The organism is Streptomyces sp. H27-H1 (assembly GCF_026627445.1).
Lineage (GTDB): Bacteria > Actinomycetota > Actinomycetes > Streptomycetales > Streptomycetaceae > Streptomyces.
Window position 1 is genome coordinate 1 of the sequence record NZ_JAPNLJ010000008.1, and the last position, 11724, is coordinate 11724.

Annotated in this window: 12 protein-coding genes; 7 read left to right on the forward strand and 5 right to left on the reverse strand. The window is 73.4% G+C overall.

Annotated elements, in window-relative coordinates:
- Nucleotides 1-123: 123 nt before the first annotated feature.
- Nucleotides 124-882, reverse strand: coding sequence for a VOC family protein (locus OTB20_RS10645; RefSeq protein WP_267817105.1), 759 nt, complete (start codon nucleotides 880-882; stop codon nucleotides 124-126).
- Between the two features lie 785 nt (nucleotides 883-1667).
- Here OTB20_RS10645 and OTB20_RS10650 point away from each other — a divergent pair.
- The 3 genes from OTB20_RS10650 to OTB20_RS10660 all read left to right on the forward strand — a co-directional run bounded on the left by OTB20_RS10650 (nucleotide 1668) and on the right by OTB20_RS10660 (nucleotide 4716).
- Entirely contained in the window at nucleotides 1668-2639 is a 972-nt protein-coding gene (locus tag OTB20_RS10650) for an isopenicillin N synthase family dioxygenase (protein ID WP_267816722.1), read from the forward strand.
- 188 nt (nucleotides 2640-2827) lie between these two features.
- The gene (locus OTB20_RS10655) at nucleotides 2828-3361 is read left to right on the forward strand and encodes a GNAT family N-acetyltransferase (protein ID WP_267816724.1); all 534 of its coding nucleotides are present in this window, start codon (nucleotides 2828-2830) and stop codon (nucleotides 3359-3361) included.
- 218 nt (nucleotides 3362-3579) lie between these two features.
- The gene (locus OTB20_RS10660; RefSeq protein WP_267816726.1) at nucleotides 3580-4716 is read left to right on the forward strand and encodes a YncE family protein; all 1137 of its coding nucleotides are present in this window, start codon (nucleotides 3580-3582) and stop codon (nucleotides 4714-4716) included.
- Between the two features lie 21 nt (nucleotides 4717-4737).
- Here OTB20_RS10660 and OTB20_RS10665 read toward each other — a convergent pair whose 3' ends face one another.
- Together OTB20_RS10665 and OTB20_RS10670 are read right to left on the reverse strand one after the other, a co-directional pair.
- Nucleotides 4738-5475, reverse strand: coding sequence for an HNH endonuclease family protein (locus OTB20_RS10665; RefSeq protein WP_267816728.1), 738 nt, complete (start codon nucleotides 5473-5475; stop codon nucleotides 4738-4740).
- A 162-nt stretch (nucleotides 5476-5637) separates the two neighbouring features.
- On the reverse strand, nucleotides 5638-6180 hold the full coding sequence (locus tag OTB20_RS10670) for a hypothetical protein (RefSeq protein WP_267817107.1): 543 nt from the start codon (nucleotides 6178-6180) through the stop codon (nucleotides 5638-5640).
- Nucleotides 6181-6378: 198 nt separating this feature from the next.
- Here OTB20_RS10670 and OTB20_RS10675 point away from each other — a divergent pair, with 198 nt between their 5' ends.
- From OTB20_RS10675 to OTB20_RS10685, 3 genes are all read left to right on the forward strand, one after another.
- On the forward strand, nucleotides 6379-7740 hold the full coding sequence (locus tag OTB20_RS10675) for an FAD-dependent oxidoreductase (protein ID WP_267816730.1): 1362 nt from the start codon (nucleotides 6379-6381) through the stop codon (nucleotides 7738-7740).
- A 212-nt stretch (nucleotides 7741-7952) separates the two neighbouring features.
- Complete coding sequence (locus OTB20_RS10680) at nucleotides 7953-8717, forward strand: molybdopterin-dependent oxidoreductase (RefSeq protein WP_267816732.1); 765 nt, start codon at nucleotides 7953-7955, stop codon at nucleotides 8715-8717.
- Between the two features lie 85 nt (nucleotides 8718-8802).
- On the forward strand, nucleotides 8803-9453 hold the full coding sequence (locus tag OTB20_RS10685; RefSeq protein WP_267817108.1) for a cytochrome b/b6 domain-containing protein: 651 nt from the start codon (nucleotides 8803-8805) through the stop codon (nucleotides 9451-9453).
- Here the strand turns inward: OTB20_RS10685 and OTB20_RS10690 are convergent.
- Nucleotides 9416-9889, reverse strand: a complete 474-nt coding sequence (locus OTB20_RS10690) for a MarR family winged helix-turn-helix transcriptional regulator (protein ID WP_267816734.1) — start codon at nucleotides 9887-9889, stop codon at nucleotides 9416-9418. The genes OTB20_RS10685 and OTB20_RS10690 overlap by 38 nt on opposite strands.
- 125 nt (nucleotides 9890-10014) lie before the next feature.
- On the opposite strand from OTB20_RS10690, the gene OTB20_RS10695 reads away from it, so the two are divergent.
- A complete protein-coding gene (locus OTB20_RS10695; protein WP_267757655.1) occupies nucleotides 10015-10425 on the forward strand; it encodes an organic hydroperoxide resistance protein in 411 nt (136 codons plus the stop codon).
- Between the two features lie 452 nt (nucleotides 10426-10877).
- Here OTB20_RS10695 and OTB20_RS10700 read toward each other — a convergent pair whose 3' ends face one another.
- A complete protein-coding gene (locus OTB20_RS10700) occupies nucleotides 10878-11675 on the reverse strand; it encodes a dienelactone hydrolase family protein (protein WP_267816736.1) in 798 nt (265 codons plus the stop codon).
- Nucleotides 11676-11724: the final 49 nt, after the last annotated feature.

The window sequence follows — 11724 nt, forward strand, 5'->3', positions numbered from 1 at the left end:
GCGGCATCGCGTTCCGCTTTGACAAGACGCCAGAAAGCTACGAGGCCGGCCTGCATCTGTGCGGTGCGATGCTCTGGCTCCGCAGCATCGCACCACATTCATAATCCGATCTCCAGACAGGACCTAGGACCGGCTCTCGGTCCCGCCGTCCGTCCGGAACGTCGTAAGGGTGAAGAGCGCCCCGTCCGGATCGCGCAGCGCCACCCACCGCTCGGTCTCGCTAGACCCGGGCTCGGACACCGTGCGGCCGCCCAGTGCGACGGCGGCCTCCACCGCCGGTTCCAGCGCGGGCACCCGGAAGTGCACGTGCCAGCGCGGCCGGGTGTACGGACTGTAGGCGCCCGGTTCGACCGGGCCGCTGTCCAGTCGGGCCACCGGCTCCCCTTCCTGGCGCAGCACGACCCGGTCCTCCTCGTAGGCGACCTCGCAGCACCCGGCTCGGCCGGTGGCCCACTCCAGCACCTCCCCGTAGAAGATCGCCGACTCGAAGGCGTCCCGGGTGCGCAGCTCCAGCCAGGCCGGAGCCTGCCCCGAGCCCACCCGCCAGCCCGAGGAGACCTGGCCCTCCCAGATCCCGAACACCGCCCCGTCCCGGTCCGCCACCAGCGCCCCGCGGCCCCCCGTCTCGAAGGAGACCGGGCCGACCGCGATTGTGCCGCTGCGTTCCCGGACCCGGTCCACCGCCACGTCGGCGTCGTCCACGGCGAAGTACGGGGTCCAGGCCACGGGCACCGCGAGATCCCCGGCCAGCGCCCCGATCCCGGCCACCGGCATCCCGTCCAGCTCGCCCACGGAGAAGGCCTCGCCGAGCCGCGCGGGCCGGAACCGCCAGCCCGCGACCGCACCGTAGAACCGCTGCGCGGCGCCGAGGTCACGGGCCATCAGGCTCACCCAGCAGGGCGCCCCGAAGACGTCCCTCGTCGAAATCTCCACCGTTTGTTCCGCCCTTCACCGGGGCGCGGTCAGCGCGCCGTCCGAGCACAAGCAGTAGCGCCCCGGCCACGCTGGGGGCGCGCAGGCGCGCCACCGGAGCGCGGATATCCCCTTGGCGGCTCGCGGAAACGGGTCCCAAGGTTCGCGAATGACGCGCACGGGTTCTATAGGGACGGGTTCCAGCGGCCCCCGAGCTGCCCGCCGTGGTGCTGGACCGGATCTACCCGCACGTCTCGTACGGGGACGACCTGCACGCCGCCGGGCGGGCGGCCGCGACGCGACGGGAAGGGACCTACCGGCCGGGCTGGGGCGGGCGTACGACATCATCCGCGCGGGCGACCGGCGGGCGATCGGCGGCATGGGCTTCCACGGGGCCTCGGACGCCGGGGGCCGCGCCGAGCCGGCTACGAGTTCGGCCCGCCGGCCCGCGGCAGCGGCTACGCCGCCGAAGCGGCGAGGGCGGGCCCTCTCCGGCTGGGTACTCGGGCAGCCGGGCATCACCCTGCCGGCGGCCGCGGTGGAGGAGACCGGCCTTCCTTCGCAGGCGGTACTACGCCGGGCCGGTTTCACCGAGGCGGGCTCAGGGGAAGGCAAAGTCCGGTACATGCTGAGCCCAGCCGTCCAGGGCGTGCCCTTCGGGTCCGGCCGGCCCCGCCCGCGGCGTCCGGCCGGACCCGGGCGACCGATCCGGGCCGGCTCGGGCAGCCCGCCCGATCCGGAAAGCAGGTTCCTCCGTGGTGAGTTCGCAGGTTCCCGTGATCGATCTCGGCCCGTGGAGGTCCGGAGGACCCGAGGCGCGCCGGTACGTGGCCTCCCGCGTCGACGAGGCCCTCCAGGCGGCCGGTTTCCTGCTCGTGACCGGGCACGGAGTGGACCCGGAGCTGCCCGGGCGGATCCGGCAGGCGGCGCGGACCTTCTTCAGGCTCCCGGCCGCCGCCAAGGCCCCGTACGCCGTGCCGGTCGGCGGCCGCGGCTGGCTCGGCCCGGGCGCCGAGGCCAACAGCCACGCGGAGGGCGCGCCCTCGCCGCCCGACCTCAAGGAGTCCTGGTCCTGCGCGGCGGAGGAGCCGACCGGGATCGCCACGGTGGACGCCGAGTGGTTCCGGCCGAACGCCTGGCCGGCCGAAGTGCCCGCGCTGCGCGGGCTGGTGACGGAGTACCTGGCCGCGATGCGGGTCCTCTCCGACGAGCTGCTGGAGCTGCTGGCGGCCGCGCTCCGCCTGGAGACGGACCATTTCACCCGGCACACGCACCACCCCACCTGGGGGTTCAACCTCAACTGGTACCCCGGCACCGAGCTCCTCGGCCCGTCGCTGCCCGGCCAGTTCCGCATCGGCGCGCACACCGACTTCGGCACCGTCACCGTCCTCGACCGGCAGCAGGGCGCGGGCGGACTCCAGATCCACACCGATGCCGAGGGCTGGCAGGACGCCCCGTACGATCCGGCGGCGCTCACCGTGAACATCGGCGATCTGATGGCGCGCTGGACGGGCGACCGCTGGCGGGCGGGCCGCCACCGGGTCCTGCCGCCGCCCGCCGACGCGCCGGCCGAGGAGCTGATCTCGCTCGTCTACTTCTACGAGTGCGATCCGCACACCCGTGTCGAGTCTCTCCCGGCGCCGCTGGGCCGGATCGCGCACGCGCCCGTCGACTCGCACGTCCACCTCAGGGCGCAGCTCGACGCGATCACCGTTCGGGAGGGCTAAGCCGTCTCTTCCGGAACTTGCCGGCAAGATCCGGAAGAGACGGCCTGGCGGGGCGAGGGCGGGGAGGGCCCCCGCGGCACGGGACGGAGGGGCGCCGCGGGGCCGGCGGACGGGCGCGGAGGGGGTGCCGGAGGGCCGGTGGCGGACCCGATTACCCGATGTCGGGCGCGTTCGGCAGGATGGAGGTCATGACCGAGATCCGTACCCCCCGCCTCCTCCTCCGCCGCTGGTCCGAGGACGACCTCGTCCCCCTGTCGGAGATCAACGCCGACGCGGAGGTGATGCGCTGGATCGGCGACGGTTCCACCCTCGACATGGAGGAGACCGCCGAGACCATCGAGCGCTGGGAGGACGAGTGGGACGAGGAGGGCTTCGGGATCTTCGCCGTGGAGCTGCTGGCTTCCGGCGAGCTGATCGGCGCCGTCGGGCTCTCCATGCCGTGGTGGCTCCCCGAGGTCCTGCCGGCCGCGGAGATCACCTGGCGGCTCGGCCGCTCCTTCTGGGGTCAGGGCTACGCCTCCGAGGCCGCGCACGCCACGCTGGAGTTCGCCCTCCAGGAACGGGGCCTCGACAGGGTCGTCGCCGTCAACCGGGCGGGCAACGACGAGTCCGAGAACGTGATCCGCAAGCTGGGCATGACGGAGGAGAAGGCCACCGCGCACCCGCAGTCCGGCTCGCTGCTCAACATCCACGCGATCGACCTCACGGAGTACGAGGGCTGAGTGGACCCGGAGCCCAGTACCGGGCGCCGAGCACGTGGAGTCGAGCACCCGGCGCCCCGGGCCCCCGCCCCGCGCCCGCCCCCCCCGCATCAACCGATCGGCTGACCCCGCTGTCGGCCGGCGGGCCGAGCGGCCGACCGGTCCCGTGCGGTGAGGATGGGTACGGGGGAGCGGGCGCGTCACCGGCCCCGCCCCCGGAACCGAGAGGGGCATCACCCGTGCCGCAGCGCCACCGCCCGCATCCGCGCCGCCGCGCACGGGGAACCCGTACCGCCCTCGCGGCCCTCGCCGGAGCGTTGCTGCTGGGGGCCTGCGCCGCCCCCGACGCGCCGCCCGCCGCCGCCCCCGCGGCCTCCCCGCTCCCGACTGCGGCGACCACCCCCGGCGGCACCCTCCTGGTGGCCGACTTCGGGGCCGACACCGTCACCTTCGTGGATCCGGAGCGCGGCGCGGTCGGCTCGGTGCCGGTCGGCAGGGCCCCGTACGGCCTGGTGGTGGGGGCCGACGGCCGGGCCTGGGTGGCCACGGCCGAGGGGGTCGCCGTCGTGGACACGCGGACGCGGACCCGGCTGGCCCGTATCCCGTACCGCACCACCGGCACGGGGCCCGTCAGCGGCGGAGAGTACCGGGGCGGCGGCATGGGCATCGCGCTGTCGCCCGACGGCGCGCACGCGTACGTCGGGGTCAACGTTCCCGGGACCACGGGCGTCCTGGAGGTCGTCGACACGGCGAGGACCGAGGTCACGGCGGCGGTACCGGTGGGCAGGCGGCCCTTCGACGTGGACGTCTCGGTCGACGGCTCCGAGGTTTACGTCACCGGCCACGACTCCTTCGACGTCACCGTGGTCCCCGCCGGCTCGCTGCGTCCGCGGCGCGTCGAGGTCGCCCCGTACGGCACGGAGGGCGGCCTCGGCTCCTGGCTGAAGCCGCACTACGCCGTCGTGCGGCCGGCGGACGGGATGCTGCTGCCCTTCGAGGGCGAGCGGCTCGCGGTGGTGGATCCGCGGACGGGCCGCACCACGGTGGAGGAGATGACCGCCGACACCCACCAGCACGGGGCCGCGGTCACGGCGGACGGCCGGCTGCTGGTGGTCGGCACGGGGGCGGTGGAACCGGGGAAGGGCAAGGGGCCCTCCCTCACGGTCCGTTCCCCGGACGGCTCGGAGCGCGTGTACCCGCTGGACGGGCCGCACGAGGACGTGGCCGTGTCCCGGGACGGGCGCACGGCCTACGTCACCGGGGGCTTCACCCGGGACGGCTACTGGAACGGCATCACGGTCGTGGACCTCGACAGCGGGAGCAGCCGCCGGCTCGCGGCGGGCTCCCGTCCCCTCGGCATCGCGGTCCTGGGATGAGCGGTGCTGGGATGAGCGGTGTCAGCCCCCGCACGTGTTCAGCATGGTGGAGAGCATCTTCCGCTCGGGCTCGGTGACGGTCAGGCCGTACGTGGACTTGACCGTGGTCCAGGCCCGCCCGTACTGGCACCAGGACGCCTTCGACGGCGGCTGCCACAGGTCGGGGCTCTGGTCACCCTTGGAGCGGTTCGAGGAGGCGGTCACCGCGAGCAGTTGAGGGCGCGTCAGATCGTTCGCGAAGGCCTTGCGTTTCGCGGCGTCCCAGCCGGCCGCGCCGGAGCGCCAGCCCTCGGCGAGGGGCACCATGTGGTCGATGTCCATCTTCGTGGCCTCGGTGACCACCACCTCGTCGTACAGGCTCTTCCACGTGCCCGACACGGCCTTGCACTCGGAGTTCCGGGTGACGTTCGAGCCGTCCCGCTGGAGGACGACCTCGCGGGTGTCGCACTTGTCGCCCTGCTCCGCCCAGTGAGTGAACTTGTCCCGGCTGTAGCCGGACATGCTCCCGGGCGTGGCCGTCTTGAGCGCGGCCAGCTGGGTACGGGCCACGGAGGCGCCGACCATGCCGGGGAGCACGTCACCGGAGGGGGCTTTCCCGTCGCCGGTCGCGGAGGGCTTGGCGGTGGCGGAGGGCTTGCCCCCGCCCGGCTTCGGGTCGTCTCCGGGAGCCGTCCCCGTCCCCGTCCCGGAACATCCGGCGGCGGCCAGCAGCAGCGAGGCCGCCAGTACCGCACCGGGCACACGTATCTGACGTCCCATGACCCCACCCCGACCCTGCCGCCCACTATGTCCCGGGAAGCCTACCCAGGACGGACGGGGCCAGACGCCAGGCCCGTTGGCCCGGCGGGCGGTGAACACTCGCCGGGCGTAAGCCCAGTGGTGGACGGGGTCGGGCGGTGGCCGGGTCCGGCGAGAGCGGGCTCAGGTGGCGTGGCTGCGCAACCACGCGTCCAGTGCGGCGAAGTCGGCGTTCGCGAGGCCGACCCGGGGGTCGACGCGGTGGAGCAGGGCCGGGCCGGGGTGGTGGGCTGATACCCACCGGCGGTCCGCGTCGCCGATCTCGTCGTCGACCCAGACGAACGCCCGTCCCGCCGCCAGCGCCACGAGGCCGCCGGTCTTCCAGTGCGTGCCGTCCCGGCCGTCGGCCCCGGAGCTTTCGGGCCAGTCCGCGACCGGCAGGACCGGCAGCCCGAGGAGCGGGGAGAGGCACAGGTTCGCGTCCTCGCCCCAGGTCGTGGCCCACACCAGCTCGCAGGGCAGCGCCGCGAGCCGGGGACCGAGTCCCGGATCCACCCGGGAGAGGAGGGGGTGGCCGCCGGACGTGTCGGCCGCGCCCGGAACCCCGTGGACCCGGTGGCCGTGCGGGGAGCCGAACGGGATGAGCGGGCCGTCGACATCGAGGAAGAGGAGGGGGAGGGGGCGGGGGAGGGGGCGCGGGAGAGCGCGGGCCCGCTGGGTGTCCATGCGGCCCAGAGGTATCACGCGGCCGCGACCGCCTCCGGAGGCCCCGGGCACTCCGCTCATGGATGCTCCAAGCATTGCTTGGGGATGCCATAAGCGAGGGTTATGGGGTCATAACCAAGGGGCGGGTGCCGGGTTAGGCTGCCCTTAGCTTAGGGTCTCCACTGATCGAGTCTTTCGTCGTTCGAAGGGAACCCAGCCATGCCTCGCCCCCTGCGGGTAGCAATCGTCGGTGCCGGCCCCGCCGGCATCTACGCCGCCGACGCCCTGCTGAAGTCCGAGGCGGCCGCCGAGCCGGGTGTGTCCATCGACATCTTCGAACGGATGCCGGCCCCCTTCGGTCTGATCCGCTACGGCGTCGCCCCCGACCACCCCCGGATCAAGGGCATCATCACCGCCCTGCACCAGGTGCTCGACAAGCCGCAGGTCCGCCTCTTCGGCAACGTCGACTACCCGAACGACATCAGCCTCGACGAGCTGCGCTCCTTCTACGACGCCGTGATCTTCTCCACCGGGGCCACCGCCGACCGCGCGCTCACCATCGCGGGCGTCGACCTCGACGGCTCCTACGGCGCCGCCGACTTCGTCTCCTGGTACGACGGCCACCCCGACGTGCCGCGCACCTGGCCGCTGGAAGCCGAGAAGGTCGCCGTCCTCGGCGTCGGCAACGTGGCCCTCGACGTGGCCCGGATCCTCGCCAAGACCGCCGACGAGCTGCTGCCGACCGAGATCCCGGCGAACGTCTACGACGGCCTGGCGGCCAACAAGGCGCTCGAGGTCCACGTCTTCGGCCGCCGTGGCCCCGCGCAGGCCAAGTTCAGCCCGATGGAGCTGCGCGAGCTGGACCACTCGCCCACCATCGAGGTCATCGTCAACCCCGAGGACATCGACTACGACGAGGGCTCGATCACCACCCGCCGCTCCAACAAGCAGGCGGACATGGTCGCCAAGACCCTGGAGAACTGGGCGATCCGCGACATAGGCGAGCGTCCGCACAAGCTCTTCCTGCACTTCTTCGAGTCGCCCACCGAGATCCTCGGCGAGGACGGCAAGGTCGTCGGCCTGCGGACCGAGCGCACCGAGCTCGACGGCACCGGCAACGTCAAGGGCACCGGCACGTTCACCGACTGGGACGTCCAGTCCGTCTACCGCGCCGTCGGCTACCTCTCCGACGAGCTGCCCAAGCTTCCGTGGGACGTCGACTCCGGCACGGTTCCGGACGAGGGCGGCCGCGTCATCGAAGCCGGCGCGCACCTGCCGTCCACGTACGTCACCGGCTGGATCCGCCGCGGCCCCGTCGGCCTCATCGGCCACACCAAGGGCGACGCGAACGAGACGGTCGCGAACCTGCTCGCCGACCACGCGGAAGGCCGCCTGCTGACGCCGGCCGCTCCCGAGCCGGAGGCCGTCGCGGCCTTCCTCGCGGAGAAGGAGATCCGCTTCACGACGTGGGAGGGCTGGTACCAGCTCGACGCCGCCGAGAAGGCGCTGGGCGAGCCGCAGGGCCGCGAGCGCGTGAAGCTCGTGGAACGCGAGGACATGCTCAAGGCGAGCGGAGCGTAGTACCGGTCCCGGAGCCCGGCCGGACCCGATGCGCGCGGGCCCGGCCGGGCTCCAGGCGTCTGGGCGTCGGCGTGTCTGCGCGTTCAGGCGGCCGGGCGGCCGGGCGTTCAGACGTCCGGGCGGCAGTGCGGGCGGGTGACCGTCCCTTACGGAAGTCTGACGGGCGGCCGCGGACCCTGGCCGCCGGGTGCGGCAGGTGGTCGAATCGGTACGTGAGCACAGATCAGCAAGCCGGTCCGGACCCCGACCCAGCCCCCGATCCCGATCCCGACGGCAGCGGTCCCCCCGTGGGCCGGCGGCTGGTCCTCGGAATGGTGGGACTCGGCGCCCTCGGCCTGGCTCTCGCGCCACGGCTCCAGTCGGGTTTCGACGCCGTACTGGGCGCGGCCGCGAGCAAGGACCCCACCGGCCTCACCGGACTGCTGCCGGGCGGCGGCGGGTTCCGCTACTACTCGGTCGCCTCCTCGGTTCCCGAACGCGGCCCGGCCGACTACCGGTTGACCGTCGACGGCCTGGTCGAACGCCCGGCCGTCTACACCCTCGACGCGCTGCGCGCCCTGCCGCGGACCCGGGTCGTGCGCGACGTCCAGTGCGTGACGGGCTGGCGGGTCCCGGCGACCCCCTTCGAGGGAGTCCCGCTCTTCCGGCTCCTGGACGCCGCCGGGGTCCGCCCCGAGGCCCGCGCGATCCGCTTCACCTGCTTCGACGGCACCTACACCGAGAGCCTCACGCTGACGCAGGCCCGCCGTGAGGACGTCATGGTCGCCCTGAACATGCAGGACAAGCCCCTCAGCCACGCCCACGGCGGCCCGGTCCGCCTCTACGCGGCCCCCATGTACTTCTACAAGTCGGCGAAATGGCTGTCGGGCATCACCCTCACCCAGGACGTCCAGCCCGGCTACTGGGAAGAACTCGGCTACGACGTCGACGCCTGGGTCGGCAAGTCGAACGGACGCGACGATGCCCCAACCGTCTGAACCCCCCGCTGCGGCCCACTCCCCGGCCCACTCCGCAACCCCGTCCGGACTCCCCGGCGAGGTCCCGGCCGAACGCCCGGCCCGGGTGCGGCGATTCAGCCGATCGGAACGCCTGGTGCACCTGTTCACCGCCACCCTGACGGGGGTGTGCCTGGCGAGCGCCGCCTGCCTCTACCTGCCGCCCCTCGCCGAACTCGTAGGCCGCCGCCACCTCGTGGTCACCGTCCACGAGTGGTCCGGACTGCTGATCCCGGTACCCGCCCTGCTGGGGCTGGCCTCCCGGGCCTTCCGCGGCGACCTGCGCCGGCTGAACCGCTTCGGCCCGCACGACCGCACCTGGCTGCGCTCCGCTCTGCGCCGCGACCGCAGGCCCGCCGCGCGCCCGGCGGGCAAGTTCAACGCCGGGCAGAAGCTCTACGCGAGCTGGAGCGCCGGGGCGGCCCTGGTGATGCTCGGCACCGGCCTGCTCATGTGGTTCACCGGCCTGGCCCCGCTGCCCTGGCGGACGGGGGCGACCTTCGTCCACGACTGGCTGGCCATCGCGATGGCCGTGGCCGTCGTGGGCCACGTCATGATGGCCCTCGCCGATCCCGAGGCCCGGCGGGGCATGCGCACGGGCTCGGTGGCCGCCGACTGGGCCAGGCGCGAACACCCGCTGTGGCGTCCGCACGGCTCCTCCGTCGAGAGGGCGGTCCGCCCTACTCCTGCGGAACCGCCGCGTCGAGAGCGGCGGTGAGCCGCCGCAGGCGGTCCTGAAGATCCTTGATCTCGCCGAGTTCGAAGCCGGTCGCGGCGGCGATGCGCCGGGGCACCTCGACGGCTCGGGCACGCAGGGCCGTACCGGCCTCGGTGGGTCGTACGCGCACGGACCTTTCGTCCGCGGCGCTGCGCTCGCGCACGAGCAGACCGGCCGATTCCAGGCGCTTGAGGAGGGGGGAGAGAGTTCCCGAGTCGAGCCGCAGATGCTCCCCGAGCTGCTTGACCGGCAGCTGTCCGTGCTCCCACAGCACCAGCATCACCAGGTACTGGGGGTAAGTGAGCCCGAGATCCTTCAGGACGACGCGGTAGAGGCCGCCGAAGGCGCGGTTCGCCGCGCCGAGAGCGAAGCAGATCTGGCCGTCGAGGCGCAGGAAGTCCTGGTCGGGGAGGGTGTCGGTCGGTTGCTCGGTCATGGGGCCAAGTGTACCCGGGGCGTTGTGGTGGCAACTGAATTGTGCACAACTTAATTGTGTGCCATATTGATGGGGCGAGGTCTTCGGACGACGGCCCCGCCTCCGCCCCCGAGAGGAACCCCGAGATGGACGCGATCTACACCGCTGTCGCCACCGCCAACGGACGTGAAGGCCGCGCCGTCAGCTCCGACGGTCAGATCGACCTGGCGCTGGCCATGCCCCCGGCCCTCGGCGGCAACGGCCAGGGCACCAACCCCGAGCAGCTCTTCGCGGCCGGGTACGCCGCCTGTTTCGCCAGCGCCCTCGGGCTGGTCGGCCGTCAGGCCAAGGTCGACACCAGCGAGATCTCGGTGACCGCGGAGGTCTCCATCGGCAAGGACGGAGCGGGCTTCGGGCTGGCCGCCGTCCTGCGGGTGGAGCTCCCCGACGCCCTGGCGGGCGAGACCGGCGCCCTGCTGGTCAAGCAGGCGCACGAGGTCTGCCCCTACTCCCGGGCCACGCGCGGCAACATCCCCGTCGAGCTCGTCGTCGAGTAGTCCCGCACACCCCACCGGAGCGGCCGCTCCTCACCGTCAGCCCGCCGTGCCCGCCGCACGCGCCGTGCGGGCGGTGAGGGCGGCCGCTCCGGCGTCGGCGCGTCTCCCGGGCGCCCTCCTGTCCGCGGGGAACGGCTCGTCCGTGCCCGCTCGACGCCGGACGGGCCCGCTGCACCACGAGCGCGTTGCGCCCCGGAACCCCCCGGGTCAGCGCTCGTACATCCCGGACGCCGACCACACGGCCGGAGCCACGGGTGAACCGTCGGGCCGCTGCGCTGCCAGGGCAACGAACCGGCGACGCGCGTCACCGTAGTCGGACCCCGGTCCGGCCGGTGCCGGCGACCGGAGCCCTGTAGCACCGCGGGTCCGGCACAGCGCTGGGGCGGGATCCGTCCCCGCCCCGCCGTCCCCGCCGTCCCCGCCGTTCCCCGTCCGCATCCGCGGCCCACGGTTCACCGCACCGTCGCGCGCCTCGCGACGTCCGGTCCGAACGTCCGGTCCAGCAGTGCGAAAAGCGCCGACCAGTGCCGCTCGTCCGAGGACGCGTCGTAGGAGCTCGTGTCGGCCAGGGTGTAGCCGTGCGCCGCGCCCTCGTACACTTCCGTGAGGTGGCGGACGCCCGACGCCGAGAGGGCCTTCTCCAGCCGGTCGATCTCCTCGGCCGGCAGAGACGGATCCTGGTCCGCGTGGCCGAAGTACAGCTCGGCGGTGACCCGGTGCGCCACCAGGTGCGGGCTGTCCGCCGCGTCCGTGGCCAGGCTTCCGCCGTGGAAGCCGGCCGCCGCAGCCACCCGCTCCGGATACCTGCCCGCCGTGAGCAGGGCCAGCCGGGCCCCCAGGCAGTAGCCCGTGATTCCCACCGGCCCGGCGGCGACCTCCGGGAAGCCCGAGAGCCGCTCCAGATAGGCCTCGGCGTCGCGCATCGCCAGCTCGGAGGTCAGCGAGTCGAGTACCGGTCCGACGCGCTCGAAGAGCTCCGGCTGCCGGCCGAAGTCCACGAACTCCGGAAGCTCGAACACCGGTGCGCGTCCGTGGCGGTAGAAGAGGTTGGGCATCAGGACGACGTATCCTGCCGCGGCGATCCGGTCCGCCACCGACTTGATGTGGGGCCGGATCCCGAGGGCGTTCACGTACAGCAGCACCCCGGGGTACGGGCCCTCGCCGTCGGGCCGGGCCAGATAGGCATCGGCGGTGCCGTCCCGCGTGACGACGTCCACGGTCGTCCGGACTACCTCGCATGCGGTCGTCATGGCCGCCCCCCTCATTTGTATGGCGAAAGCCGCAGACTACCGTGATCGG

Excerpts from the sequence above, each read along its gene's own strand:
- OTB20_RS10670 (WP_267817107.1), bottom strand. The coding sequence starts at position 6,180 with ATGGACACCCAGCGGGCCCGCGCTCTCCCGCGCCCCCTCCCCCGCCCC.
- OTB20_RS10675 (WP_267816730.1), top strand. The coding sequence starts at position 6,379 with ATGCCTCGCCCCCTGCGGGTAGCAATCGTCGGTGCCGGCCCCGCCGGC.
- OTB20_RS10655 (WP_267816724.1), top strand. The coding sequence starts at position 2,828 with ATGACCGAGATCCGTACCCCCCGCCTCCTCCTCCGCCGCTGGTCCGAG.
- OTB20_RS10695 (WP_267757655.1), top strand. The coding sequence starts at position 10,015 with ATGGACGCGATCTACACCGCTGTCGCCACCGCCAACGGACGTGAAGGC.
- OTB20_RS10665 (WP_267816728.1), bottom strand. The coding sequence starts at position 5,475 with ATGGGACGTCAGATACGTGTGCCCGGTGCGGTACTGGCGGCCTCGCTG.
- OTB20_RS10700 (WP_267816736.1), bottom strand. The coding sequence starts at position 11,675 with ATGACGACCGCATGCGAGGTAGTCCGGACGACCGTGGACGTCGTCACG.
- OTB20_RS10645 (WP_267817105.1), bottom strand. The coding sequence starts at position 882 with ATGGCCCGTGACCTCGGCGCCGCGCAGCGGTTCTACGGTGCGGTCGCG.
- OTB20_RS10690 (WP_267816734.1), bottom strand. The coding sequence starts at position 9,889 with ATGACCGAGCAACCGACCGACACCCTCCCCGACCAGGACTTCCTGCGC.